Below are 26572 nucleotides of genomic sequence, written 5' to 3'. Positions count from 1 at the left end.
TGGTTGCCTGTTTATGTCTGCTCGACAAAGGCGAGAGCTTGCTCCATGACTTCCGGTCCAGAGCCTTTTTTGTAGGCATTTTCACTAAGATGTCGGCGATATAAACGAGCACCTTTCTGGGCATTGAACAGCCCCAGTGTGTGGCGGCTGATATGGCTTAATGTGGCGCCGAGGCTGAGTTGCTCTTCAATATACGGGTAGAGGCTGCGAATAATGTCCGCTTTTGACATCGGGCCGGTGCTGTCGGGTGTTGTGTCGAAATACAAGCGGTCAACGTCCAGCAAAATGCCAGGGTTCTGGTAAGCCTCCCGGCCAATCATGACACCATCGATATGTTGCAGGCTCTGTAACGACTCGTCGTGGGTTTTCAAACCGCCGTTTAACAGAATATCCAGATGCGGAAATTCCTGCTTCAGGCGATAAACATAGTCGTATTTCAGTGGCGGCACTTCGCGGTTTTCCTTGGGGGAAAGCCCCTGCAAAACCGCTTTGCGGGCGTGCACAATAAACACCTCACAGCCTGCTTCGGCGACGGTGGCGACAAAGTCGCGCATATGGTCATAGCTGTCCTGATCGTCGATACCGATTCGGTGTTTGACTGTGACCGGAATGGAGCAGTGGTCTTGCATGGCCTTGACGCAGTCGGCGACCAGTTGCGGATGACCCATCAGGCAAGCGCCAATCATGTTGTTCTGTACCCGGTCGCTGGGGCAGCCGACATTCAGGTTCACTTCATCGTAACCCCAGTCTTCAGCAAAACGAGCGCATTGGGCCAGCTCGTCCGGATTACTGCCGCCCAATTGCAAGGCAATCGGGTGCTCGATGTCGTTGTACTGTAAAAAGCGCTCACGGTTGCCATGAATCAGGGCGCCGGTAGTAACCATCTCGGTGTACAACAGTGCTTGTCTGGACAGGTGGCGCCAGAAATAACGGCAATGACGATCGGACCAGTCCATCATCGGAGCGGTGCTGAAGCGGCGATTCAGTGTCCTCATTCGCTGTTGCCCGGTCGTGATAATTGCGCCAGGGCGTTGAGGTATTGTTTACGGCGCAGTAGCAGATGCCAGCGGCGTCCGCCTACCTGGCGCCAAAGGATGGCTGCCCGGATGCCAGATAACAGCAGCGCCCGTACCTTGTTGGCGGTGTGTTCGTTTTGCAGGTGCATCGGGTCACCGGTGACATGAATGCGGAAGCTGAGGTTGCTGAGGGTTTGCTTGTAGAGCTCGGCCAGAGCGGAAATGGTGTTTTCGTGGCTGATGGAAAAGTGATCCACCTGGCGAGATGCTTGCTGGATGCCATTGCCGAGCGCTGCAATCATATCGTGGTTGCGGCGCAGTTTGCTTTCCAGGTGCAATATGGCGACGGTGTAGCGGGTGATATCGGGGCTGAGGCTGTCTCCCTTGCCGGATGCCAGCGTTTGCAGGGTGTTGATACCGAGGTGCAGGCTGTGGCTGGGGTCGCCGTAGATGTCATCAAATGACTCCGGATTCTGTTCAAACAGACTGGCCAGGAGTGGTGTAGCATCGCTGATGGAGGTATCTCCGGTACGAGCCAGCTGCTCTACCAGAGTGGCGGCCTGAACGACGGCGGCAATGGCAATGGCTTGCTGACGGCGGTCAGTCATGTTGGTTCCCTGCTGTGACGGATGAGTCATTAGTGGATGGTTGATTGCTGGTGGTTTCAATAACGCCGCCGCCGAGGCAAACGTCATCCAGATAAAAAACCACCGATTGCCCCGGTGTGATGGCGCGTTGTGGCTGTTCGAAAATCACCCGGTAGCCCGTCTGACCATCGACGGTGTCTTGTCGTTCAATCACGCAGTGCTGGTCACTCTGGCGATAACGGACTTTGGCGGTGCAGTGTAAGGGCAACTTGGCCGGTTCCTGATTTACCCAGAAAATAGCACCGGTGGTGAGTGTGTCGGTAAACAGCAGCGGGTGGTTTTTACCCTGTACGGCAATCAGAACGTTATGTTCCAGGTCTTTGCCGGCGACAAACCAGGGTTGGTCCGGATGGTTGGCCAGCCCGCCAATACCCAGTCCCTGGCGTTGACCCAGGGTGTGGTACATCAACCCCTGGTGCTCACCAATGTCTTCACCTTCCGGGGTTTTGATGCGGCCGGGTTGGGCTGGCAGGTATTGTTTGAGAAAATCACGAAAACGCCGTTCACCGATAAAGCAGATGCCGGTCGAGTCTTTTTTGTTGGCGGTGACCAGTCCGTTGGCTTCGGCAATCTTGCGGACTTCAGGTTTCTCCAGCTCGCCAACGGGAAATAATGTCTGGGCGATTTCTTCACCGCCGACCGCGTGCAGAAAATAGCTCTGGTCTTTGTTGGGATCGAGCCCCTTGAGCAGCTCGGTCTGGCCGGATGAAGTGTCGCGTCGGCGAACATAATGCCCGGTGGCGATCAGGTCAGCCCCCAGTACTTTGGCGTATTCCAGAAAGGCTTTGAACTTGATTTCGCGGTTGCAGAGGATGTCTGGATTCGGGGTGCGGCCAGCCTTGTATTCCGCGAGGAAGTATTCGAAGACATTGTCCCAGTATTCGGCGGCAAAGTTGGCCTGGTGCAAGGGAATGTCCAGCGCATCGCAGACTTGTTGGGCATCAGCGAGATCGTCTTTGGCGGTGCAGTATTCGGTGCCGTCGTCTTCGTCCCAGTTTTTCATAAACAGGCCTTCGACCTGATACCCCTGTTGCTGTAACAGCCAGGCGGAAACGGACGAGTCAACACCGCCGGACATGCCAACGATGACTTTGGTGTTCTGGTTTGGCATCTTACGGGTGCTCAACGATTGCGTTTAACGGGAATTGTTTGCCACTGAGGTAGTCTTCGACGCAGCTCAGAACCATGGCACTACGGAGATTGGGGCAGTGGCGTAATTCTTCAATGGTCATCCAGCGGGGGCCAATGATGCCATCGTCAAGCGGGCTGTCTGGCAAAAAGCGGTCGGCTTTGGCACTGAAGCAGTAGCGATGGTAGGTCACGCCATTGGCCGGAGCGGTGTAGGTGTAAAGGCCAATCAGTGCGGTCGGGGTGACTTGCCAGCCGCTTTCTTCAAGGGTTTCCCGGATGGCGGCATCGATAATGGTTTCATGCTGTTCAATATGCCCGGCGGGCTGGTTGATCACGGTTTTTCCGGCGCTGATTTCTTCAACCATCAGAAAACGTTGATCTTGCTCAACAATGGTGGCAACGGTAGCGTGGGGTGTCCAGCGATTAGGCATGATGGCTCCAGATAACAACGAGAGAGAATAATAAACGATAGTGACAGCAAAACCCAAAAATGACGTTGAGCTGACCAATGAGGGGAGGGAAGTAGCTGTTTTTCCAATATTGTCCGGGAAAAACAGTTATTCCTGATTGATCGTTATCGGCGGCGTGTTCCTGCGGATTTTCCCGCCCTGGAAGTCCGGCCAGAAGCGGTACGGCGATTATTTTTGGGCCGTTCAGAGGGTTGTGGCATATGCACGGTTTCAACCCGGAACTCTCCGGGCGCCAGGTTGTTCAGAGTCCAGTTACCGATGGCGGTTCGGACCAGTCGCAAGGTTGGGTGGCCAATGTGGGCTGTCATGCGTCGCACCTGGCGGTTACGGCCTTCCTTGATGCGTATTTCGAGCCAGCTGGTGACGTCGTTGGCGCGCTGTCGAATGGGCGGATGCCTTGGCCAGAGCCGGGGTTCGGCAATCCTGGCCACTTGGGCAGGGCGTGTCGGGCCGTCTTTCAATGTGACGCCCTGGCGTAGTTGTTCGAGTGCTTTTTGATCAGGAATACCTTCAACCTGGACCCAATAAGTCTTCTCCATTTTTTGTGCCGGATGAGCAATTCTGGCCTGGAGTTGACCGTTGTCAGTAAGCAAAAGCAGGCCTTCGGAGTCATAATCCAAACGGCCCGCGGGGTAGACTTTTGGGATGTCGACTAAAGTAGCTAGGGTTTTTCGTCCTTCAGTATCGGTAAACTGGGAGAGGACGTTAAAAGGTTTGTTGACAAGGATAAGCAGGGCCATATGAGCTCATTGTTCTGTAGGAAAACTACTTAACTAAATAGTCTAGCTTGCATTTTTTGTAGAAAAACTACAAATTATGCGCCGTTTTCACGATCGAAATGCTACCGGAGTAGGTGGTGTTTCAGCGAGTCCAGGCAATCCCTTGACTTGTTTTATCATTTGTCTGCGGGTTTCTACCTCAGCATAACTACCACAAGTGGTTATCAGGAAATCCGAGCGCTATAGCAATTTCAGCTCACACAACAGGAGTAAGAATGTCTATTAATAATCCTACGATCATCTACACCGACACTGACGAGGCTCCGGCTCTCGCGACCTATTCCTTACTCCCAATCGTTAAAGCCTTTGCAGGGCAGACTGGTATCAATGTAGAGACTCGGGATATTTCTCTCGCAGCTCGTATTATTTGTCAGTTTCCAGAATACCTGACCGAAGAGCAACGCCAGGCGGATGAATTGGCCTTTTTGGGTAAGTTGGCGAAACAACCAGAAGCCAACATCATCAAGCTGCCGAACATCAGTGCTTCGATCCCTCAATTGGAAGCTACCGTTAAGGAACTGCAATCCAAAGGTTACAAGCTGCCTGACTATCCGGCTAACCCGGTGACTGATGAAGAAAAAGACATCCGTAGCCGTTACGACCGCGTCAAAGGCAGTGCAGTTAACCCGGTGCTGCGTGAAGGTAACTCTGACCGTCGTGCTCCAGAATCTGTCAAGGCTTATGCTCGTGCCAACCCACACTCCATGGGTGAGTGGAGCAAAGAATCCAAATCCAATGTTGCTTTCATGGAAGACGGTGATTTTTACGGCAGTGAAAAATCCGTTACCTTGCCGGCTGCTACCGACGTTCGTATTGAGCTGGTGAATGAAGCGGGCGAAACCGTTGTCTTGAAAGAAAAACTGTCGTTGTTGGCTGATGAAGTCATCGACGGGTCCAGTATGAGCGTTGCCAAGCTGCGTGAATTCTACGAGCAAGCAGCCGAAAAGGCGAAAGCAGAGGATGTACTTCTGTCCTTGCACCTGAAAGCCACCATGATGAAGGTATCTGACCCGATCATGTTTGGCCACGCGGTAGAGGTGTATTACAAAGACGTATTTGCCAAATACGCTGACACCTTCGAAAAACTGGGTGTGGATGTGAAAAATGGTCTGGGCGATGTGTATGCCAAGATCAAATCCCTGCCAGATGCAGAGCGTGAAGCGATTGAAGCGGATATCGCTGCTGTTTATGAGTCCCGTGCTGACCTGGCTATGGTGAACTCGGACAAGGGCATCACCAACCTGCACGTACCAAACGATGTGATCGTGGATGCATCCATGCCGGCGATGATCCGTTCTTCCGGTAAAATGTGGGGTGCTGATGGCAAACTGCATGATTCCCTGGCCATGATTCCAGACCGTTGTTATGCCGGTGTCTATCAGGAAGCGATTGATTTCTGTCGTGAAAACGGTGCTTTTGATCCGCGCACCATGGGTACCGTACCGAATGTGGGGCTGATGGCCCAGAAAGCAGAAGAATACGGTTCACACGATAAAACCTTTGAAATCCCTGCTGCTGGTACCGTACGCGTCACTGATGCCGCGGGTACTGTGTTGATGGAACATGCGGTTGAGTCTGGTGATATCTGGCGTATGTGTCAGGCCAAGGATGCACCGATTCAGGATTGGGTGAAGCTGGCGGTTAGCCGTGCTCGCGCTACTGGCTGGCCAACCATCTTTTGGCTGGATCCTGAGCGTGCCCACGATGCTGAGCTGATCAAGAAGGTAAATGCCTACCTGCCGCAGCACGACACCGAGGGTTTGGATATTCGTATCATGACTCCAGTGGAAGCGACTCACTTCTCGCTGGAACGCATGAAGAAAGGTGAAAACACCATTTCTGTTACCGGTAATGTTCTGCGTGATTACCTGACTGACCTGTTCCCGATTCTGGAACTGGGTACGTCTGCCAAAATGTTGTCCATTGTGCCGCTGATGAGCGGTGGTGGCTTGTTTGAAACCGGTGCTGGTGGTTCCGCACCAAAACACGTTGAGCAGCTGATCAACGAGAACTACCTGCGCTGGGATTCGCTGGGCGAATTTATGGCACTGGCAGCCTCTCTGGAGCATCTGTCTGAATTTGCTGATCTGCCTAAAGCCAATGTATTGGCCAAGGCGCTGGATTCTGCAACCGGTAAATTCCTGGTTGAAAACAAGTCGCCTGCTCGTAAGGTCGGCGGTCTGGATAACCGTGGTAGTCATTTCTACCTGGCCATGTACTGGGCTGAGGCGTTATCCACTCAGGATGAAGACGCTGAGCTGAAAGAAATCTTTGCCCCGGTTTACGCCGCCATGGCTGAAAACGAAGACAAAATTGTTGCTGAGTTGGCGGCAGTTCAGGGCAAACCGGTAGATCTTGGTGGTTACTACAAGGTCGACAAAGAGCTGGTTAAAACCATTATGCGTCCTAGTGCAACACTGAACGAAATAGTGGATGGTCTGGCCAAGTAATTGATCAGAGCATAAAAAAACCGCCGAAAGGCGGTTTTTTTATGTCTGGTTGCTGCGTTTTGAAATTATTCTGTCCTGAAATGGAACACTCAGTTTGCTAAATATTACAAATTGAAGATGGTCCTCTTTGCCTGTATGTCTCTGTTTTGATGCCAGGCCGTCTCAGGCAGACACCGGCATCTCGTTGCTGCAGACCGCTGTGGCAACCGATTCAGAGATTGTGCCTGGAGTGGTGTCTGGCGTTGTGGTGGCAGCTTGAGATGCTGTGGCATCCAGAGTGCGAATATTGATGGCGTGAGTGCCCTTATCGCTTGGTTTGGTGTCGAATTGTACGGCCTGACCGGCCTTGAGCGTGCGATAACCATCCATCACGATGGTGGAGTAGTGGGCGAACAACTCCTCGTTGTCTTCATCGGTGAGGATAAATCCATAGCCCTTGGCGTTGTTGAACCATTTGACAGTTCCGGTCTTCATCGCAATACCTCCTTGTTTTGTTGTCAGTATGTTGCTGTGACAATTATTACGACGCGGGCCAATACAGTACTGGTGGTCGTGTCGGGCGTCAAGCCGCTAGAGCATCCTTGCTTGCACAGGTATCATGAAATCAAATTCCAAGATCATCAGTGCTATGTACCTTACTTCCAAAACTCAACTAGAATCAAACATGAGCAACCAGCCAGGGGATGAGCGTGAAGGCGGTGTAGCGGTTGAAAATACCAAACCTGCCCTCAAGAAACCTTCTATGTACAGTGTGATTATGATGAACGACGATTACACGCCCATGGAATTTGTGGTCGAAGTGCTGCAACGGTTTTTTAACAGAAGTCCGGAGCAGGCCACACAAATCATGTTGACAGTTCATACCAAAGGCAGTGCAGTATGTGCCATCTACACTCGGGATGTTGCTGAAACTAAAGCTGAGTTGGTGAATCAATACGCTAGAGATTGCCAGCATCCATTGCTGTGCGAGGTAGCACCAGCTGACGATTAGGGGGACTATTCAATGCTGAACAAAGAGTTAGAGCTTACTCTGAATGAGGCTTTTAAAGATGCTCGCTCAAAACGGCATGAGTTTATGACCGTAGAGCATTTGTTGTTGGCATTGCTCGACAATGATGCTGCGTCAGCCGTATTGGGAGCCTGTGGTGCTGATGTGCCACGGATTCGCAAGGAGTTGACGGATTTTGTGGACGCGACAACACCACTGATTCCAGACACGGATGACGAGCGTGAGACCCAGCCAACCTTGGGCTTCCAACGAGTACTGCAGCGTGCTGTGTTTCATGTGCAATCGTCTGGCAAGGCGGAAGTGACCGGTGCCAACGTACTGGTTGCCATCTTCAGCGAGCAGGAAAGCCAGGCCGTTTATTTTCTCAAACAACAGAATATTGCCCGTATTGACGTGGTGAATTACATCTCCCATGGCATTTCCAAAGTGTCGGGCCAGGAAGATGAATCCGGTACTACCGGTACGTCGGGTGTCACCGATGAAGATGGCGAACCAACAGCCAGTAATGCATTGGAAGGCTACGCCACCAATCTCAACAAGGTCGCCCGGGATGGCAAGATTGATCCACTGATCGGCCGTGATCAGGAAGTCAGTCGCCTGATCCAGATCCTGTCGCGTCGACGCAAGAACAACCCATTGCTGGTAGGGGATTCCGGTGTCGGTAAAACGGCGATTGTAGAAGGTCTGGCGAAGCGGATTGTTGACGGCGAAGTGCCGGATGTGATCGCCAATGCCGTTGTATACAGTCTGGATATGGGCGCATTGTTGGCCGGTACCAAGTATCGGGGTGACTTCGAGAAACGTCTCAAGGCTTTGTTGGCCGAGCTGAAGCGCCAGCCTCATGGCATTTTGTTTATCGATGAAATTCACACGATCATCGGTGCAGGAGCGGCTTCTGGTGGTGTTATGGATGCCAGTAACCTGCTGAAACCGATGTTGAGTTCTGGTGAAATTCGCTGTGTTGGCTCAACCACCTTTACTGAATTCCGTGGAATCTTTGAAAAAGACAGTGCATTAACCCGTCGTTTCCAGAAAATCGACGTGGCGGCACCGTCTGTTGATGATACCTACAAGATTCTTAAGGGGCTGAAGTCCAAGTTTGAAGATCATCACAACGTCAAATACACCGACAAGGCACTGCGTGCTGCGGCAGAGCTGTCAGACCGCTATATTACCGATCGTAATATGCCGGACAAGGCCATCGATGTTATCGACGAGGTGGGAGCGTTACAGCAATTGATGCCCGTCAGTCGGCGCAAGAAACAGATCAATGTGGCCGAAATTGAGCAGGTGATTGCCGCGATTGCCCGTATTCCGCCAAAAACCGTCTCTGCCGATGACAAAGAGTTGCTGTTCAAGCTGGAAGACAAGCTGGAAATGGTGGTGTTCGGGCAAAATGAAGCCATTCAGACTCTGTCGACGGCCATCAAGATGTCTCGTGCCGGACTCAGTGCACCACAAAAACCCATTGGTTCATTCCTGTTTGCTGGCCCTACGGGGGTTGGTAAAACGGAAGTGTCGCGCCAGTTGGCCAATGTCATGGGGATGGAACTGATTCGTTTTGATATGTCGGAGTACATGGAGCGTCATACCGTGTCCCGCTTGATTGGTGCACCTCCTGGCTATGTGGGTTACGACCAGGGTGGCTTGTTGACCGAAACCGTTAATAAAACGCCGCATTGTGTGTTGTTGCTGGATGAGATCGAAAAGGCACATCCGGAAGTCTTCAACATTCTGTTGCAGGTTATGGATCACGGTACGCTGACGGATAACAACGGTCGCAAGACCGATTTCCGCAACGTGATTCTGATCATGACTACCAATGCCGGTGCCGAGCGGATGAGTCGAGCCAGTATCGGCTTTACACATCAGGACCATACGGTTGACGGTGCTGAGGAATTGAAAAAATTCTTTACTCCGGAATTCCGCAACCGCCTGGATGCTACGGTACAGTTTGCAGCCCTGGGTCGAGATACCATTCTGAATGTCGTCGACAAGTTCCTGGTTGAGTTGCAGGGACAACTGGACGACAAACGTGTGATGCTGCATATCGATGACGATGCCCGTCAATGGTTGGCTGAGCATGGCTATGACGAAAAAATGGGTGCTCGCCCGATGGCTCGTCTGGTGCAGGAAAAGGTCAAAAAACCGCTGGCAGAGAAAATTCTGTTTGGGGAGTTGGCACGTGGGGGGGATGTGATGGTTCAGGTTGAGGACGGCGAACTGGTCGTTGTGGTACCTGAAGAGGTTTCTGCCTGAAAAGGCAGTAACCAGACTGTGAGTTGGTAGTCTGTGGCCCCACCTGTCAGGTAGGGGTCACAGATATCACAGCCGGTTAGCGGGCGCGATAGGTAATTCGGCCTTTACTGAGGTCGTAGGGAGTCAGCTCAACCTTGACCTTGTCACCAGTCAGAATGCGGATATAGTTCTTGCGCATCTTTCCAGAGATATGAGCCGTAACCACGTGACCATTTTCAAGTTTTACGCGGAACATGGTATTAGGCAGAGTGTCTATCACCTCACCTTCCATTTCTATATGATCGTCTTTCGCCATTCATCACCTGTTTAGAGAATATACAGAGCGGGCGCATTCTGCCCTAATTCCTGCCAATAATCAAAGTTATCCGGGCGAATAACTGCACCAATTGCCATTAACAAACTGTTCCAATGGTTGAAAGTCCGTTTTGTATTCCATTTTGGAGCAACCGGGCACCCAATAACCAAGGTAATGGTGAGGTTGTTGCAAGGCCGCTGTCAGGCGCGTGAGCTGCAAAATCATAAAGGTTCCTGGTGACTCCCGTGTGAGTGCCGGATCGTAAAAACAATAAACCGACGATAAGCCATCCATCAGCACATCAAATACCAGGCATGCCCTGAATTGTCCCTGCTCAGTCGCTACCAAAAAACGATGATTGTCAAAACCCTGGATCAGGAAATCCTGAAACTGCTCTTCCGACGGTGGATACATACTGCCATCAGCGTGGCGTTGATGGATGTAGTGGGCGTAATCCGCATACCAGCGCATGGATGGCTTTTCGACATGGAGTTGCCAGTGTTGGAGGCGTTTTAACACCTTGCGAAAGCGGCGCTTGGGGGTGAAACGGTCAACAGGAATACGCAACGAGGTGCAGGCATTACAGGTTGGGCAATCGGGCCGATAAAGGCTGCGGCCGCTGCGCCGAAAACCGTTGAGGTTCAGCTGGCTGAGCAGGAAGTCGTCCATCGGTGTGTTGGGGTCAACATACAGACTGACGGATTCCTGTTGAGGCAAATAGCCACAAGAGTGAGTGGTCTGTGGCTTGAGTAGCATGACGCGGGTCATCGTGGCACCTCCGATGGCATGGCGGAGCTGGTGGCGGCTGAATGGTCAAGCCAGGTTGGCAGCAATGGTCGGGTAGGTTGGTGGCTGGTTGCTTGAAGCAGATGGTTTTCGAATGATCGACGATCCAGGTTGACGATACCGAATCGGGCCAGGTGCTCGGTATGCATTTGGCAATCGATTATTTTTATACCGTTATCAAATAGCTGGGGTGCGGCACAGGCAAACGCCAGCTTGGCGGTGTTGGACTGACGGGAAAACATCGACTCACCAAAAAAAGCCTGGCCAATGCGAATGCCATAGAAACCACCCACCAGCTCACCCTGGTCGTTCCAGCATTCAACACTGAGAGCAAACCCGGCACTGGCCAGGCGATGGTACTCATCGATCATCTCTGGTTGAATCCAGGTGCCGGATTGCTCAGCATGGACTTCCGCGCAGGCAGTCATAACCTGTTTGAATGCCAGGTTGCTGGTAAAACTCAGTGGGCTGCGTTTCAGCTCTTTGCGGATAGTGCGTGATATGCGGAAAGTGTCTGGCAAAATCACTGCTCGGGGAGAGGGTGTCCACCAGAGACGAGGTTCATCCTCTCCGTGCCAGGGAAAGATGCCTCGGGTGTAGGCGTAGTACAGCCAGGGTGGGGTTATATTTCCACCTGCTGCCAGTAGTCCATCCGGGTATTTGAGCGCGTTTGTTGTATCCGGAAATTGCGGATCAGCGCATTCATCCAACCAATCAATCATGTTTTAGCCGTGGTAAACTCAGGTCTTTGTTGATGTCACAGGATATTGAATTGTCTAAGGATACACCGGAAATGGCCGATGCCGTTGATGTCAATTCCGGAGCGCAGGTTACCGCGGGCTGGAGTCGACGCCAGGACGCCCTGTTTTTGTCGTTGACACTGATCTGCTTGCTGCTGTTGATGGCCTTGTCGAGCTATTCTCCTGCCGATCAGGGCTGGTCTGCCAGCGGTTCCGGGCCTGCACATAACGCGGTGGGCAGAGTAGGGGCTGTAGTGGCGGATATCCTGCTGCACGGTTTTGGTTATCTGGCCTATGGCCTGCCTGCTTTCCTGCTGGTGAAGCTCGGCTTGTTGTTCCGTCAACCTCACCGGGCCAGTGGGCTTACCTGGTTGTTACGAGGTGTGGGCATGTTGCTGACTCTGTCGGCCTTGTGCGCTCTGGCACATTTGAGTATCTGGCCGGGCCAGTCCTTGCCTGTCGGCTCTGGTGGCATGCTGGGCGTGGGCGTATTCAACTATCTGTCGCCGCTGTTTGGGTTTGCTGGATCGGTGGTGATCCTGATCGGGATGCTGGCGCTGGGGTTGATGTTGTTCCTGGAGTTTTCATGGTTGGCATTGTTTGACCGTATTGGTGAAATCATTTTGTCGTGGTTGCCCGGCCAGACCAGTGCTGGAAGGGCTGTCAGCAATAGTGCCGAACAACCCGGTCATGAAGCGTCTGATATTGCCTTTGATAACTTCAGGGCTTCTGAAGCAAGCCTGGAAAATAACCAGTCAGAGTCACCTTTGTCCTTGTTGGCAACGGCTGGCAGCCAATCCAACCCTCGAATCGAGAGCGGAATAACAGACGGCGATGATCAGGCCGATATTGTGGATGTGGCTGAATTTACTGCAGGAGCCAGTATCCGGCAGCGATCAGAACCTGTGTTGGGAAATGAATCATTGCTGGGGGTGTTCCCGACGCCTCACGAAGATGAATTGGATGAGCCAGGGTTTTCCGTCAACCCGGAAGCGCCGACTTTGACCGTAGTACAAGAGACACAAAACAAAACAGACTTGTCTGCTGATGACGCTGATATTCCCTGGCTGACTGATGATGATCGCCTGGCCACAGAAGAAGATGCGCCCGTGCTCGACTCTGCCGCCGATGCCATACCACCTCCGGTATTATCCGAGCCATCTGACCCTCGATCTGCCAAGCCGTTGATATCTCCTGTACAAAAACCTGAAAGACAAGAGCCTGAAAGGTTGGCTGGTAGTGGTATGCCTGATGGTGGTGTGCCTGATGTGTCCGGGGCTGTTCCTGATGCATCGTCAGGTTCTTCTGCAGCAAAACGGCCATCTGCTCGCCCAGCCAGACAAAACCCTGGTCGCCCTGCCGCTGTTGCAGCAGAAAAAGCCATTCCGATTCAGCCACTGGAAAAGAAAGACACTGGTGTAAGCGAGCGCGCTTTGCGTGATTTGCAGGCGGGTAACGAACCTCAACCAGAGCTGTCACCGTTACCTTCGATTGCGGTGCTGGACCCGCCCCGCAAGGACCAGGCATTTGGCTTCTCGGATGAACGCTTGCAGGATATGTCCCGATTGCTGGTACAAAAGCTGGCTGATTTTGGCGTCAAGATCACAGTAACCGGAGTAGCTCCCGGCCCGGTGATTACCCGTTTTGAGATCCAGCCGGCACCTGGCGTCAAAGCCAGTAAGATTACCAACCTGGCCAAGGATCTGGCCCGCTCCATGGCGATGATCAGTGTACGGGTGGTGGAAGTCATTCCAGGCAAGTCCGTTATGGGTATTGAGGTGCCGAATGAGAATCGGGCGATTGTTGCCTTGTCTGATGTGCTGTCATCGAAAGATTTTGATGATGCATCATCGCCGCTGACACTGGCCCTGGGTCATGATATTGGTGGTAACGCGATGGTGACAGATCTGGCCAAAATGCCGCATTTGCTGGTAGCGGGTACCACAGGCTCAGGTAAATCCGTTGGTATTAATGCCATGATCCTCAGCTTGTTGTTCAAGTCGACGCCCGAAGAGCTGCGGCTGATCATGGTCGATCCGAAAATGCTCGAACTGTCGGTTTATGAAGGGATTCCGCACCTGTTGACCCCCGTAATTACCGATATGAAAGAAGCCGCTAATGGTTTGCGTTGGTCGGTGGCAGAAATGGAACGTCGTTATCAGTTGATGGCCTCGATGGGGGTTCGTAACCTGGCGAGCTACAACAAGAAAGCACGGGAAGCGATCGAGGCTGGCGAGCCGTTGCTGGATCCGCTCTGGGATATATCCCAGTCGTACGATACCACTCCCAGAATCATGGAACCTTTGCCATATATTGTGATTGTGATCGACGAATTTGCCGACATGATGATGATGGTAGGCAAAAAAGTCGAAGAGCTGATTGCCCGTATCGCCCAGAAAGCCCGGGCGGCAGGGATTCATATGATTCTGGCCACACAGCGGCCATCGGTCGACGTGATTACCGGCTTGATCAAGGCCAACGTGCCAACCCGAATGGCATTTCAGGTGTCGTCCCGCATCGATTCTCGTACGATTCTTGATCAGGGCGGGGCAGAGCAGCTGCTCGGGCACGGTGATATGCTGTACATGCCACCGGGTCAGGCGTTGCCGGATCGGGTGCATGGGGCCTTTGTGGATGACGACGAAGTGCATCGGGTTGTGGCGGAATGGAAACTGCGTGGTGAGCCGGACTATCTGGAAGAGATTACGCAGATGTCGGAAGAATCCTTGACGGCCGCGACGACAGGGGAAAGCGGTGACGAACAGGATGAACTGTTTGATCAGGCCGTTGCCTTTGTAACAGAGTCAGGCAAATGTTCCACCTCAGGGGTGCAGCGCAAATTGCGGATTGGCTACAACCGCGCTGCCCGTCTGGTCGAAGCCATGGAAGCCGCCGGGGTGGTGAGTCCACCAGCCCATAATGGCAGTCGGGAAGTGTTGGCTGCGGCAGCACCGGAGCGACCGTTTTAAATACAATGCTCTCCGAGCGGCACGTATGGCTTATTCGTAACATATTATGAGGATGTCTTTTTTGTATCTTGAATATTTTTTTCGCCCGCTGGTCGGGGTGTCTGTCGTACTGGCTGCGACCCTGTTCCATCCTCTGTTGGCCATGGCAGATGACGCTGCGCTGGCGTCTTTTGTTGAGCGCCTGGGTGGTACCACCACCCTGGAAGCTGATTTTGTCCAGACTATCCGCGACCAGCAAGGGCAGGCGCTGCAACAGACAGAAGGGCGCCTGGCGATTGCCAACCCCGGTAAGTTGCGTTGGCAAACCCGGCCACCATATGAGCAGCTGGTCGTGTCCGATGGTGAACTGGTCTGGATTTTTGATCAGGACCTGGATCAGGTCACCATTCGTAATCTGGAACTGCGAGTGCAGGACATGCCCGCCTTGTTGTTGGGTGGACGACAGGAGGATGTGGCCAGTAATTTTGAGGTGAGCCAGTTTCAGAAAAATGGCCAGCGTGTTTTTCATCTGATTCCCCACGATAAAAGCCAGCTGTTTGAATTTCTGGATTTTGCTTATCAGGGGGATCAACTGATGTCGATGACGATTGCGGATGCCACCGGGCAAGTGACCGATATCCAGCTCAGTGATATTGCCCGTAATCAAACCCTGGATCCGATGGCTTTTGTGTTTGATGTGCCGGACGGGGTTGATGTAATTGATGCCCGAACCCATTTCTGATGGGGCAGGATTCAGACGATCTGTTCGGCCAGCCCGAGGGTTATGAACCGCTGGCATCCCGCATGCGCCCTACCAGTCTGCAAGAATATATTGGCCAGACCCATGTCGTGGGGCCAGGTGCTCCCTTGCGCCGCTCTCTGGATGCCGGGCAGTTGCACTCACTGATTTTCTGGGGGCCGCCGGGAGTGGGCAAAACCACCCTGGCGCGGCTGGTGGCCCAGTATGTCGATGCCCGCTTTATTTCTTTAAGTGCGGTGATGTCGGGGGTCAAGGATATTCGTGCGGCAGTGGAACAGGCCAGTATGTATCGCGCCCGGGGTCTGAAGACCGTTTTGTTTATCGATGAGGTGCATCGGTTTAACAAATCGCAGCAAGATGCGTTTTTGCCCCATGTTGAAGACGGCACCTTGTTGTTTATCGGCGCGACCACTGAAAATCCATCGTTTGAGTTGAATAACGCCTTGCTGTCCCGAGCCCAGGTCTACGTGCTGCGGAGCCTGGATCAGGACGATATCCTGACGGTTTTACAACAGGCAGAGCAACGCTTGCTGGCTGCCGGAGAGTTGCCTGGTGAGGCCGAACCTGAAGCGCTGGCGCGTATCGCTCTGGTGGCGGACGGTGATGCTCGTCGGGCACTGAATAATTATGAATTTGCTCTGCAGCTGGCGGCCGGTCAGGTGCTGACTACCGAGGTGGTCGAGGCATTGTTGACGCAGCCTGGTCGTCGTTTTGACAAAGGTGGCGAAGCCTTTTATGACCAGATTTCTGCGATGCACAAATCGATGCGTGGCTCCGACCCGGATGCCGCGCTGTACTGGTTGGTGCGTATGCTGGACGGCGGTTGTGATCCTCTGTATCTGGCCCGGCGTATTGTGCGTATGGCCAGCGAAGATGTGGGTAATGCAGATCCGCGGGCGCTGGGGTTGTGTCTGAATGCCTGGGATACTCAGGAGCGACTGGGCAGCCCGGAGGGAGAGCTGGCGCTGGCCCAGGCGGTGGTGTACCTGGCCTGTGCTCCCAAAAGCAATGCAGTGTACAAAGCGTATAACGAAGTCCGGGCACTGGTCGCTTCCCAGCCGGGATATGAAGTGCCGATACACTTGCGGAATGCACCTACCCAATTAATGAAAGAGCTCGATTATGGCGCCGAATATCGTTACGCCCATGATGAGCCGGGGGCATTTGCGGCCGGTGAAAACTATTTTCCGGTAGAATTAAAGGATGCTCGTTTCTATCATCCGGTAGCGCGGGGGCTGGAGAGCAAGATCAGTCAGAAGCTGGAACACTTGCAAGCACTGAATCGTCAGTCGCCGACTCCGCGGTATCCTTATCATGAGTCGGATCAGACTGACTAAGCAACCCGAAGGAAAATGATTATGGCGCTGTTGTGGATCGGACTGGGTGGTGCTTTTGGGGCACTATTCCGCTACTGGGTGGCCAGTTCCGTATTCCGTTGGATGGGTAAGGCGTTCCCGTATGGCACGCTGTCAGTGAACCTGATAGGCTCCTTTGTCATTGGTATGGCCTTTGTCTTTCTGGTTCAGCAGCAGTGGGGCGCAGAGCACCACAAGCAACTGGCCATGGTCGGGTTTTTGGGTGCCTTCACCACATTTTCAACGTTTTCGCTTGAAAGTGTGTCGTTGTTGCAGCAGCAGCGCTATAGCGCTGCGGCGGCTTACATAGGCATCTCTGTTATTGGCTGTTTGCTGGCAACCGGTAGTGGCATGGCATTAGCCAGTACCTTGTTGAAAAACCAGGGCTGAGACCTGAGGGCTGCTTGCAAGCGCCTTTATGATGGCAATGTATGTGATGGCAATGTATGGGCCATACCAGTAGTCAATATCACAATTCACTACCAAGGGTGCATCAGGCGGGCCTGTTCTCGAACCGGCGTGGCATGAGTTGACAATGGCAAAATGGCAAGGATCACCTCACGCATGCTGATCAGGCATGGTGAACGTTGTTTGCCGTAAACATTGACAACATCAAAGCTGTACCCCGAATTCACTTTATACGCTTCTTATTATCCGGACTTTATTCTCATGCTCGACATCAAGTTTATTCGCGACAACCTGGAATCTGTAACGGCAGCACTGGCTATTAAAGGCGTTCAATTTGACGCGGCCAGCTTTTCATCCATGGACGAGCGTCGAAAATCCGCACTGACTCGCGCCCAATCCTTGCAGGCTGAGAAGAAAAAAGCATCCCGGGAAATTGGTATCTTGATCAAGCAGGGTGTATCCCCGGACGAAGCCAAAAAGCAGGTAATGGGCGGCATCGATTCCGATATTTCGCTGGCTGAAACCGAAGCCAAGGAAGCCGAACAGGCATTGCATCAGTGGTTGATGGCGATTCCCAACGTGCCGCATGCCGATGTACCAGCAGGCAAGGATGAAGAAGACAACGTCGAGGTCATGACTTGGGGCCAGCCGGTCAAACTGGATTTTGCTGCCCGCGATCATGTGGATCTGGGTGAACCGCTGGGCATGAACTTTGAAGCCGGTACCGCTCTTGCCGGCTCCCGTTTTGTGGCCATGAGTGGCAAGATCGCTCGCCTGCACCGGGCGTTGGCGCAGTTTATGATTGATACCCACGCCGATGAGCATGGATATGAAGAAACCTATGTACCGTATCTGGTGAACAAGAGTGCCCTTGAAGGGACTGGCCAGCTGCCGAAGTTTGCCGAGGATCTGTTCCGTATCCCGGATGCTCAGGGGGATAAGGACTTCTATCTGATTCCGACCGCCGAAGTACCCGTGACCAACCTGTTGCGCGACACTGTTTTTGACGGTGAACTACCCCTCAAGAAAGTAGCGCATACGCCGTGTTTCCGCAGTGAGGCCGGCAGCTATGGCCGGGATACCCGCGGTATGATCCGTCAGCATCAGTTCGACAAGGTGGAATTGGTGCAATTTGTTCAGGCCGGACAATCTGAGGCTGCCCTGGAAGAGCTTACTGGTCACGCCGAAGCGATTCTGCAGAAACTGGCATTGCCGTACCGTAAAGTTATTTTGTGTGGTGGTGATCTCGGCTTTTCCGCAGCCAAAACCTACGACCTGGAAGTCTGGCTGCCAGGGCAGGACAAGTACCGGGAAATATCTTCTTGCAGTAATTTTATGGATTATCAGGCGCGTCGTATGCAAGCGCGCTGGCGTAACCCGGAAACCGGCAAGCCGGAACTGCTGCATACCCTGAATGGTTCCGGTCTGGCTGTGGGGCGGGCATTGGTGGCGGTTCTGGAAAACTACCAACAAGCCGATGGCAGCGTGGTAGTGCCAGAGGTGTTGCGTTCTTATATGGGCGGTCTTGAGGTATTGAAGCCATGATGACACTGCCGCTGGTACTGAAGGGAGATATACGGCCATTTTATGTGGTTGGTGGCGGAGCGGTCGCTGGTCGCAAGGTTCACACTCTGGTTCAGGCTGGGGCGGCAGTGACGGTTATTACGCCATCGGCAGGGGTGGATATCGCCCGCCTGGCACAGCAAGGTTCGATTCAGCTGGAAGCGCGTGAAGCCACGGAGCAAGAGGTGTTTGTTGCCGGTGCTTTTGTCGTGCTGGCAACGGATAACCATTCACTGAATGCAACGCTGGCGGTAACGGCACGTCAGCAGGGTTGTTTTGTTTGTCGGGTGGATTGTCAGGACGATAACGACTTTATCTTCCCGGCGGTGATTGATCGGTCACCGCTGCTGGTGGCGATTTCCAGTCGTGGTGCCTCTCCTGCCTTGACGCGTCATATGCGCCAGCGTCTGGACGCTTTTTTGCCGCAAGAATACCGTCAGTTGGGTGAGATGCTCGAACGGATGCGTGATCAGGTCAAGGAACGTCTGGCTGCGCCGTTGCGAGCCGCTTTCTGGCGTCAGGTGATGCGTAGTAATGTGCCTGAGCTGGTGTTGGCCCGACAACCGGAGCGGGCGCAGTTGCTGGCGAACCAGCTGCTCGCTGGCCAGACTGTGACGATGGGGGAAGTGTATCTGGTGGGTGCTGGGCCAGGAGACCCTGACTTGCTGACATTTCGGGCTTTACGGCTGATTCAGTCGGCGGATGTGGTTTTTTATGATCGACTGGTTGGGCCAGGTGTCATGGCATTGATCGCCAGTGACGCCGAACGGGTGTACGTTGGCAAGGCCAAAAGCAATCATGCCGTACCACAGGAAGAAATCAGCCAGCGTTTGGCAGATGAAGCGCGTAAGGGGCGGCGGGTTTTGCGTCTGAAAGGCGGCGATCCATTTATTTTTGGTCGTGGTGGCGAGGAAATCGAGCTGCTGGCGCAATACGGCGTACCGTTTCAGGTGGTGCCGGGTATTACCGCTGCCAGTGGTTGCGCAGCGTATGCCGGTATTCCGCTGACGCACCGGGATCATGCCCAGAGTGTTCGCTTTGTGACCGGGCATTTGCGTGATGGTAGCTGCAATCTGCCTTGGTCTGAGCTGATTCATCCGCATCAGACATTGGTGGTTTATATGGGACTGAGCGGTATTGCCGAGATCTGTCGTCAGCTGGTTAAACACGGCATGGCAGCGTCAACCCCGATTGCACTGGTTGAAAAAGGTACTTTGCCCGATCAAAAGGTGCATGTGAGTACATTGGCGGATATGCCGGATTTTATTGCAGCAAATGAAGTGCATGCGCCAACATTGACGATCATTGGTAGTGTTGTTGGTTTGCACGGCAAACTGGCCTGGCGCAGCGAATAAATCGCTGCATCAGACCGCTTGCTGGTGTGGCTGCGTGTGACAGTGAGGCTCTGGCCTGGCTGATTCTGCCCCAGCTATCCAGTTTAAGGATGATACCTGCCTTACTTGCTGAGACGGCCAGTGTCCCGTGCCTGCCAGGCCGCCTGGCATTCTGCGGTAATCGCCTCCAGCTGCTCCGGCTGTTTGCGGATCGCCACCAGCGCCAGTGCTGCAGTATGAATCACGGCCTGGTAGGCGTATTCACTGTTCAAGCCACCTTGCCACATCTGTACGAGTAGGTTGCTGTCGATACCTGCGGGTTTGTCGGCAAAATGACTGTGCTGGTTGGGTATTACCAGTTCACCGGATTGGCCATTCAAATGGTAATACGCCCGGCAGCTACGTTCCGGGTTGACTTCAAATTCCCCACCTTCGCCCTTGATCACCAGCATGTCGTTGCCATTAATTGCTGCGGCACCGGCGTGAGTGACGGCGTAACTGGGGTGGAATATGCCTTGCACGCTGGCGGTGCCATGGGGGGCAATGGTTTTTAGCAGGGTATTGATGGGGGAGCGAACCCCAAGAATGGCCTTGAGTGACAGCCAGCGCTGGAATAATGGGTTGATCGCTTCGCAAGGCAGGTACGCCAGGCTGGGGCCATGATTGATCTGGTCAGTATGAGCCAGTGTTGCCAGGTCCAGCTGTTCAAATACTTCGTGCAGATATACCCGGCCTTCGGTATGGGCGGTACTGCCGTGGAACAGGATACGGTAGCCCATCTGCTCCAGCAGCAGTGCTGATAGCAGGCACCAGAATGGCTGGCGGCGTTTGCCTGCGTAACTGGGCCAGACCAGATCGTAGGCAGGGGAATCTGCAGTGGATGCTGGCCACTGGTCGTTGATGGCTGCCGCGAACCCTGCCAGTTCTTCCGCTGTTTCTTCCTTGACCCGTAGCAGCATTAGAATGGCACCGAGCTGTTCTGGCTCAAAGCGCCCGGCAATCAATTCACCCATGGTAAAGCGGGCTTCATCGAAGGTCATGCTGCGGCTGGCATTTTTGCCGCGGGCCAGAATACGGACAAGGTCAGCCAGAGGGTGTTTGTTTGTGTGGCTGATGGTTGTTGGGGTCTGTGTCACAGGCAATTCTCCGGGCGTGGTAGCCCTGCTATTTTGGCGGCTATTTTGGCGGGACTGCCAGGAAACAGCTTGAGTAAATAAATGCTGCTGGCTTGTTCGGCACCAAGATGGGTTTTGATGTATTTGGTCAGCGGCCGCATGGCGGGGGACAGGTCAAACTCGTTATGGAATTGCCGCAATAGCTGCAGAATCTCCCAATGTGCATCGGTGAGCTGGATGTTTTCAGTCTGCGCCAGCTGGTTGGCAACTGCCGGATTCCAATCGTCCAGATTTACCAGAAAGCCGTCTTTGTCCAGTAACAGAGCGTTGCTCATGACGCGTTCCTATTTCCAGTGCACGGTGCGTGAGTGTGTCAGGGTGAGTTGCACCCAGGCATTGTCGTCCACGGCGGTGGCATTGACCGGACTGTCGTTATCGCTCAGGCCACGCTGGTCGTAATCCTGGTGTCGATAATAAAGGTGGATGGCTGTTGAGGCGACGAGGTCTTGTGCAAGCAAGTATACGCCGTCTCCGATTAACAGCAGGCCATCCTGTGGGCTGGCAAAGCGCAGCAGGCGTTGCAGTATTGCAGGGCTGGCCTGGTTCAGGGTGTGTAGCGTGGTCATATCAGAAACTCAGGCAGTGGTGGCTGGAGGCGATCAGGGTTTTGATGGTGTCGTCTGATGCGGCACTTGCCAGGCTGGATAGTTGCTTCGCTGCCAGACACAAGGCATCCCGATCACTGCTGGAGTAATAGATGGCATCGCATTCGTACATGGGCAAGGCAGCAATCAGCCGCGAAGGGGATTTGCCCCCGGCCTTGCGCGCCGCCTGATGATTGATCAGCCAGTATATCCCCGGGCCTGAAAACAGCAGGGTGGTGGGCTGATCAAATGCCGCCAGCGCCAAAGCCATGTCGATGGGTTCCGCATCGCTCACGGGTGCTGAGTTGATAATAATCAGATTGTATGAGGTCGATGACATCAGAACTCCAGGATGCGGTCGGATTGTGCGCAGGCGTCGGCCATTTCACCCAGGCCGGTCAGTTCAAAGCCGGGTTGGAGCGTTGCGCCGGGCAAATCGTACCGTTCACTTTCCTGCTGATCGACCAGACCGCGGCGAATACTGTTGGCGATGCACAGTTGTAATGGGAATTGTCCGGTGTTGGCGAGTTGTTGCCACTGCTCGCCGATATCCTGTTGCCCTTGCGGAGACTGAATGCGATTGCTGCCACAGAGCACAGCATCCTGATAGAAAAATACCCGATGAATCTGATGGCCCTGGGCCAGGGCGGCACGGACAAAATCCTGGGCTTGTTGGTGGCTGGCACCGAGGAAAGGGCTTGCGGTAAGCAGTAAAGAAAAACTGGCCATAAAGCAGACATTCTGGCTGATGAAGTAGCCGTTAATGGTGCGGCTTTCCCGGCGTGGACGCAATAGGAGGGAGGATTTTCAGCTGAGGGCTGGGTGAAAAACGAAAGTGAAGAGTCGTGTCGGCAGGGTTAGCGGCTCGGGTTCTGGCTTATAGAAGGCGTGCATGGACTGCTTAGAGTTAAAAGCAATATATAAAATAAAATATGAAAAATGCTGTGCTGGCAGGTATTTGGGGCGGACATTTTCCTTCAGCAGGGATGAAGTATAGACGACATCCTTAATATTGAGGCCATATTGGTGCCTGGAATACTTTTCTTGTTCTATATCATGGCAACAATATCGACAATGGCAGACGGTTTTGAATATGCAGGGAAAAGTCTGTATTGTAAAAGTACTTACAGCTATAAATAAATAATCATGGCGATACCTGATACGGCATCCATCAAACTCGAAGTAAAAAACCTTTATAAAGTCTTTGGCGATCGTCCTCAACAAGCGTTGGCGCTGGTTGATGAGGGCATCGATAAGGATGAAATATTCACTCGCACAGGACAGACGATTGGCGTTAAGGACGTCAGTCTGAGCATCCGTGAAGGCGAAATATTCGTCATTATGGGATTGTCCGGTTCTGGCAAATCGACACTGGTGCGCTTGCTCAATCGGCTGATTGAACCGACTCGCGGACAGGTACTGGTCGACGGTGAAGATATTGCCGTAATCAACCAGAAACAGTTACGGGATGTCCGGCGTAAAAAAATCAGTATGGTTTTTCAGTCTTTTGCCTTGATGCCCCATATCAATGTGCTGGATAACGCAGCGTTCGGACTGGAGCTGTTGGGCGTTGATGTTGACGAACGCCGTCTGAAGGCGCAAGCCGCTCTGGAACAGGTCGGCTTGTCAGCACACGGCCGTTCTTATCCGGATGAATTGTCGGGTGGTATGCAGCAGCGTGTCGGCTTGGCCCGGGCGCTGGCCAATGACCCGGACATCATGCTGATGGACGAAGCATTTTCAGCGCTGGACCCTCTGATTCGTACCGAGATGCAGGACGAGCTGGTCAAGCTGCAGGCTGATCATAGCCGTACCATTGTCTTTATTTCCCATGACCTCGATGAAGCCATGCGTATTGGTGATCGTATTGCCATTATGCAAAACGGCGAAGTGGTGCAGGTGGGTACGCCCAACGATATCTTGCAGAATCCGGCCAATGAATATGTGAAGTCATTCTTCAAGGGTGTGGATATTTCCAATGTCTACGCTGCACATAATCTGGCAGAAGTCGTGCCGGAATCCACTATTGATAGCGCCGGTAGTGTCGCGGATGCCATGCAGCAGTTAACGGACAGTGGCATGGAATATGGTTATGTCGTGGATAGTGAACAACAGCTGGTTGGTGTGACATCCCTCAGCGAGCTGGATAAAGAAAAGCCCGGCACCATGCTGGAGCAATGTGTGTTCTCCACCGATGATGAGGCAACCCCGCTTGAAGCTGAAACTCCCGTGCGTGAGTTGATCTCAACGGTAGCCCAGTCTGACTACCCGGTTCCGGTAGTCAAGGATGGCGAATATATCGGCAATATTACCAAAACGTGCCTGCTGGAAACCCTCGACCGGGAAGCAGAAGACGATGAAGACGACGCAGGGAATAAACCATCATGAGTAACGATACCAACCCCTTCGCGCCGGAGCCGGAAATATCTCAAAACGACGAATTGCAGGATAACCCGTTTGCCACTGCCGAGCCGGCAGCTGCTGAAACGGGAGGGGATAATCCCTTTGCAACCGAGAATATGGCAGAAACCAACCCCTGGGGTAATGCCGAGCAGTCTGAGGATAACTTTCAGGCCGAAGGCTGGTTGCAGGACGACAGGGTTCAGGAAACTGTTGAAGCAACCTTGTCCAACCCTTTCCCGGAAGCCTGGGTGCCATTACAAGACTGGGTAGAGTACGGGCTGGACTGGATGGTGGTGAACTTTCGCCCCTTCTTTACGGCTGTCAAGGTGCCGGTTGACGCCACGCTGAATTCCATCGATGTATTGCTTAACAGTACGCCGCCTTTGCTGATGATCGCGCTGTTTGCCCTGCTGGCCTGGCAATTGGCCGGTGGCCGTTTGGCGATTGGTACGGCATTGGGCATGTTTGTGCTGGGTACCATTGGTGCCTGGAGTGAAGCTATGACCACTTTGTCGCTGGTGCTTACTTCCGTCTTTTTCTGCATTTTGTTGGGGCTGCCGCTGGGTGTTCTGATGGCCCGCAACGACAGGCTGAATCGAATTTTGCGGCCGACGCTGGATGCCATGCAAACAACGCCGGCGTTTGTTTATCTGGTGCCGATCGTGATGCTGTTTGGTATCGGTAATGTCCCTGGTGTCGTGGTGACGATTGTCTTTGCGATGCCGCCGGTGATTCGGCTGACCAATCTGGGGATTCGTCAGGTTCCTGGCGACCTGATTGAAGCGTCTGAGTCCTTTGGGGCCAGCCCGAGTCAGATGTTGTTCAAGGTACAGTTGCCATTGGCAATGCCTACCATTATGGCTGGAGTAAACCAGACCCTGATGCTGAGCCTGTCGATGGTGGTTATTGCCTCCATGATTTCGGTTGGTGGGTTGGGATTGATGGTGCTGCGAGGCATTGGCCGACTGGATATCGGTCTGGCTGCTGTCGGCGGTATCGGCATTGTGATTCTCGCCATTATTCTTGATCGCCTGACCCAGGCCTTGGGGCAGGATGCCCGCGCCCGCGGTGTGCGTCACTGGTATCAGACCGGCCCCGTCGGGCTGTTGCTCCGATTGACCAGTAAGAACCCATAAGTTAACCACTGAATCAGGAGACTTTTATGAAAACCAGATCTTTGATGGCCGGTATTGCTGCCGGTGTTGTTACTTTGACACTGAGCAGTGTTGTTGGCGCTGCCGACCTGCCGGGTAAAGGCATTAGCGTGCAGTCATTCCATAGTCCTATCTCGGAAGAAAAATTCCAGACCGTGATTGTCAATAAAGCCCTGGCCAAATTGGGTTATGACATCAAACCGATCAAGGAAGTGGATTACAGTGCAGGCTATACCGCCATTGCCAACGGTGATTTGACCTACACCACAGTGAACTGGTACCCACTGCACAACACCATGTATAAAAATGCTGGTGGCGACGACAAATTCTACCGCCAGGGTACTTACATTAATGGTGCTGCCCAGGGTTATCTGATCGATAAAAAGACAGCAGACAAATATGGCATCAGTAAAATCACTGATTTGAAAGACCCCAAAATCGCCAAATTGTTTGATACCAATGGTGACGGCAAAGCCGATCTGGCTGGCTGTAACGCTGGTTGGGGATGCGAAGGTGTGATTGAGTACCAAATGGATGAGTTCAAGCTGCGCGATCGCATCAGCCATAATCAAGGGCAATACGCGGCGATCATTTCCGATACCATCGCCCGTTACAACGAAGGCAAGCCGGTCCTGTACTACACCTGGACCCCATATTGGGTGTCCGGCAAGCTGGTTCCGGGCAAGGACGTAGTCTGGCTGGAAGTACCGTACTCAGCCAACCCGAACGGCACTGATACCAAGCTGGCCAACGGCAAGGACTATGGTTTTGATATTAACGCCGAGCGTATCGTTGCCAATAAAGCCTGGGCAGAGAAAAACCCGGCTGCTGCAAAATTGTTCGCTATCATGACATTACCCATCAATGCCGTCAGTGCAGAAAACATGATGATTGCCAATGGCGATGATTCTGTCGCGGCGATTGAGCGTCATGCTGACTTGTGGATCAAGGCCAATCAAAAAACCTTTGATGGCTGGGTGAAAACAGCGCTGGAAGCTGCTAAGTAACACTGTCTGATCGATCCGGTTAATCATAAGCGGATGGCCTGGTGCCATCCGTTTTTGTTTCTCTCTCGCTGTTTTCTGCTGTTCTTCGTTTTCTCTTTCCTCTGCCTGTTATTTGTCGATTGCTTTCTTGCCGCCGGTGAGGCTGCAATGTTTCTGGGCGATAGATTATGTGTATGGAGGCTATTTGTATTTGTTTATGTAAATATTCCAATATAGTTATATTATGAATAACAGATAAACAAATACCACATCCCATAACCCATGGAGTGTGGGGAGGCAGGAGAGCACTATGAGTTGTG

The 26572-nt window shown here is 53.0% G+C and carries 26 protein-coding genes; 12 read left to right on the top strand and 14 right to left on the bottom strand.

Annotated elements, in window-relative coordinates; all coding sequences use genetic code 11:
- Positions 1 to 11 precede the first annotated feature (11 nt).
- The 5 genes from dusA to Q8W32_RS01430 form a co-directional block, all read right to left on the bottom strand.
- Positions 12 to 995, bottom strand: a complete 984-nt coding sequence (gene dusA / locus Q8W32_RS01450; RefSeq protein WP_303431512.1) for a tRNA dihydrouridine(20/20a) synthase DusA — start codon at positions 993 to 995, stop codon at positions 12 to 14.
- Complete coding sequence (gene hflD / locus Q8W32_RS01445) at positions 992 to 1624, bottom strand: high frequency lysogenization protein HflD (RefSeq protein WP_303431513.1); 633 nt, start codon at positions 1622 to 1624, stop codon at positions 992 to 994. The genes dusA and hflD overlap by 4 nt, the downstream gene beginning before the upstream one ends.
- Positions 1617 to 2774, bottom strand: coding sequence for a tRNA 2-thiouridine(34) synthase MnmA (gene mnmA / locus Q8W32_RS01440; RefSeq protein WP_303431514.1), 1158 nt, complete (start codon positions 2772 to 2774; stop codon positions 1617 to 1619). The genes hflD and mnmA overlap by 8 nt, the downstream gene beginning before the upstream one ends.
- 1 nt (position 2775) lies before the next feature.
- Positions 2776 to 3225, bottom strand: coding sequence for an NUDIX hydrolase (locus Q8W32_RS01435; RefSeq protein WP_303431515.1), 450 nt, complete (start codon positions 3223 to 3225; stop codon positions 2776 to 2778).
- A gap of 143 nt (positions 3226 to 3368) precedes the next feature.
- On the bottom strand, positions 3369 to 4004 hold the full coding sequence (locus Q8W32_RS01430) for a pseudouridine synthase (protein ID WP_305413357.1): 636 nt from the start codon (positions 4002 to 4004) through the stop codon (positions 3369 to 3371).
- Between the two features lie 254 nt (positions 4005 to 4258).
- Here Q8W32_RS01430 and Q8W32_RS01425 point away from each other — a divergent pair, with 254 nt between their 5' ends.
- Positions 4259 to 6493: an NADP-dependent isocitrate dehydrogenase gene (locus tag Q8W32_RS01425; RefSeq protein ID WP_305413356.1), complete on the top strand. Its 2235-nt coding sequence runs from the start codon at positions 4259 to 4261 to the stop codon at positions 6491 to 6493.
- A 162-nt stretch (positions 6494 to 6655) separates the two neighbouring features.
- Here Q8W32_RS01425 and Q8W32_RS01420 read toward each other — a convergent pair whose 3' ends face one another.
- The gene (locus Q8W32_RS01420) at positions 6656 to 6967 is read right to left on the bottom strand and encodes a cold shock domain-containing protein (protein ID WP_303431518.1); all 312 of its coding nucleotides are present in this window, start codon (positions 6965 to 6967) and stop codon (positions 6656 to 6658) included.
- 190 nt (positions 6968 to 7157) lie between these two features.
- On the opposite strand from Q8W32_RS01420, the gene clpS reads away from it, so the two are divergent.
- Positions 7158 to 7484, top strand: coding sequence for an ATP-dependent Clp protease adapter ClpS (gene clpS, locus Q8W32_RS01415; protein WP_370693297.1), 327 nt, complete (start codon positions 7158 to 7160; stop codon positions 7482 to 7484).
- 12 nt (positions 7485 to 7496) lie between these two features.
- Entirely contained in the window at positions 7497 to 9761 is a 2265-nt protein-coding gene (clpA, locus tag Q8W32_RS01410; protein WP_303431520.1) for an ATP-dependent Clp protease ATP-binding subunit ClpA, read from the top strand.
- 76 nt (positions 9762 to 9837) lie between these two features.
- On the opposite strand, the gene infA is transcribed toward clpA, so the two are convergent.
- The 3 genes from infA to aat all read right to left on the bottom strand — a co-directional run bounded on the left by infA (position 9838) and on the right by aat (position 11564).
- Positions 9838 to 10056, bottom strand: coding sequence for a translation initiation factor IF-1 (infA, locus tag Q8W32_RS01405; protein WP_028292799.1), 219 nt, complete (start codon positions 10054 to 10056; stop codon positions 9838 to 9840).
- A gap of 66 nt (positions 10057 to 10122) precedes the next feature.
- The gene (locus Q8W32_RS01400; protein WP_305413351.1) at positions 10123 to 10824 is read right to left on the bottom strand and encodes an arginyltransferase; all 702 of its coding nucleotides are present in this window, start codon (positions 10822 to 10824) and stop codon (positions 10123 to 10125) included.
- A complete protein-coding gene (gene aat / locus Q8W32_RS01395) occupies positions 10821 to 11564 on the bottom strand; it encodes a leucyl/phenylalanyl-tRNA--protein transferase (RefSeq protein ID WP_305413349.1) in 744 nt (247 codons plus the stop codon). Before aat ends, Q8W32_RS01400 begins: the two co-directional genes overlap by 4 nt.
- A gap of 50 nt (positions 11565 to 11614) precedes the next feature.
- On the opposite strand from aat, the gene Q8W32_RS01390 reads away from it, so the two are divergent.
- The 6 genes from Q8W32_RS01390 (at position 11615) to cysG (ending at position 19971) form a co-directional block, all read left to right on the top strand.
- Positions 11615 to 14551: a DNA translocase FtsK gene (locus tag Q8W32_RS01390; protein ID WP_305413347.1), complete on the top strand. Its 2937-nt coding sequence runs from the start codon at positions 11615 to 11617 to the stop codon at positions 14549 to 14551.
- 61 nt (positions 14552 to 14612) lie between these two features.
- A complete protein-coding gene (lolA, locus tag Q8W32_RS01385; protein WP_303431530.1) occupies positions 14613 to 15272 on the top strand; it encodes an outer membrane lipoprotein chaperone LolA in 660 nt (219 codons plus the stop codon).
- Positions 15273 to 15334: 62 nt separating this feature from the next.
- Positions 15335 to 16627: a replication-associated recombination protein A gene (locus Q8W32_RS01380; RefSeq protein ID WP_370693663.1), complete on the top strand. Its 1293-nt coding sequence runs from the start codon at positions 15335 to 15337 to the stop codon at positions 16625 to 16627.
- Positions 16628 to 16648: 21 nt separating this feature from the next.
- Positions 16649 to 17035, top strand: coding sequence for a fluoride efflux transporter CrcB (crcB, locus tag Q8W32_RS01375; RefSeq protein WP_303431533.1), 387 nt, complete (start codon positions 16649 to 16651; stop codon positions 17033 to 17035).
- A gap of 279 nt (positions 17036 to 17314) precedes the next feature.
- A complete protein-coding gene (serS, locus tag Q8W32_RS01370; RefSeq protein ID WP_303431534.1) occupies positions 17315 to 18598 on the top strand; it encodes a serine--tRNA ligase in 1284 nt (427 codons plus the stop codon).
- The gene (gene cysG / locus Q8W32_RS01365; protein ID WP_303431535.1) at positions 18595 to 19971 is read left to right on the top strand and encodes a siroheme synthase CysG; all 1377 of its coding nucleotides are present in this window, start codon (positions 18595 to 18597) and stop codon (positions 19969 to 19971) included. Before serS ends, cysG begins: the two co-directional genes overlap by 4 nt.
- Before the next feature lie 101 nt (positions 19972 to 20072).
- Here the strand turns inward: cysG and Q8W32_RS01360 are convergent, their stop codons facing one another.
- From Q8W32_RS01360 to tusD, 5 genes are read right to left on the bottom strand one after another with little or no spacing between them, the layout of a single operon-like run.
- Complete coding sequence (locus Q8W32_RS01360) at positions 20073 to 21086, bottom strand: glycosyl transferase family protein (protein WP_305413343.1); 1014 nt, start codon at positions 21084 to 21086, stop codon at positions 20073 to 20075.
- Positions 21083 to 21400 carry a TusE/DsrC/DsvC family sulfur relay protein gene (locus tag Q8W32_RS01355; RefSeq protein ID WP_305413342.1) on the bottom strand — a complete coding sequence of 106 codons (318 nt, stop codon included), beginning with the start codon at positions 21398 to 21400 and terminating at the stop codon, positions 21083 to 21085. Before Q8W32_RS01355 ends, Q8W32_RS01360 begins: the two co-directional genes overlap by 4 nt.
- 9 nt (positions 21401 to 21409) lie before the next feature.
- Entirely contained in the window at positions 21410 to 21691 is a 282-nt protein-coding gene (gene tusB / locus Q8W32_RS01350) for a sulfurtransferase complex subunit TusB (protein ID WP_305413341.1), read from the bottom strand.
- Between the two features lies 1 nt (position 21692).
- Complete coding sequence (locus tag Q8W32_RS01345; protein ID WP_303431539.1) at positions 21693 to 22049, bottom strand: DsrE family protein; 357 nt, start codon at positions 22047 to 22049, stop codon at positions 21693 to 21695.
- Positions 22049 to 22438, bottom strand: coding sequence for a sulfurtransferase complex subunit TusD (gene tusD / locus Q8W32_RS01340; protein ID WP_303431540.1), 390 nt, complete (start codon positions 22436 to 22438; stop codon positions 22049 to 22051). Before tusD ends, Q8W32_RS01345 begins: the two co-directional genes overlap by 1 nt.
- 417 nt (positions 22439 to 22855) lie before the next feature.
- On the opposite strand from tusD, the gene proV reads away from it, so the two are divergent.
- The 3 genes from proV to proX are packed head-to-tail and all read left to right on the top strand — an operon-like array spanning position 22856 to position 26273.
- The gene (gene proV / locus Q8W32_RS01335) at positions 22856 to 24097 is read left to right on the top strand and encodes a glycine betaine/L-proline ABC transporter ATP-binding protein ProV (RefSeq protein WP_303431541.1); all 1242 of its coding nucleotides are present in this window, start codon (positions 22856 to 22858) and stop codon (positions 24095 to 24097) included.
- On the top strand, positions 24094 to 25248 hold the full coding sequence (gene proW, locus Q8W32_RS01330; protein ID WP_305413337.1) for a glycine betaine/L-proline ABC transporter permease ProW: 1155 nt from the start codon (positions 24094 to 24096) through the stop codon (positions 25246 to 25248). The genes proV and proW overlap by 4 nt, the downstream gene beginning before the upstream one ends.
- Positions 25249 to 25274: 26 nt before the next feature.
- Positions 25275 to 26273: a glycine betaine/L-proline ABC transporter substrate-binding protein ProX gene (proX, locus tag Q8W32_RS01325; RefSeq protein ID WP_305413335.1), complete on the top strand. Its 999-nt coding sequence runs from the start codon at positions 25275 to 25277 to the stop codon at positions 26271 to 26273.
- Positions 26274 to 26572 lie beyond the last annotated feature (299 nt).

Origin of the sequence: Oceanobacter sp. 3_MG-2023, from assembly GCF_030688925.1 — a bacterium.
Taxonomy (GTDB): Bacteria; Pseudomonadota; Gammaproteobacteria; order Pseudomonadales; family Oceanobacteraceae; genus Oceanobacter.
Note: the sequence above shows the minus strand (reverse complement) of the source record. Positions and strands in the feature narration are given on the sequence as shown.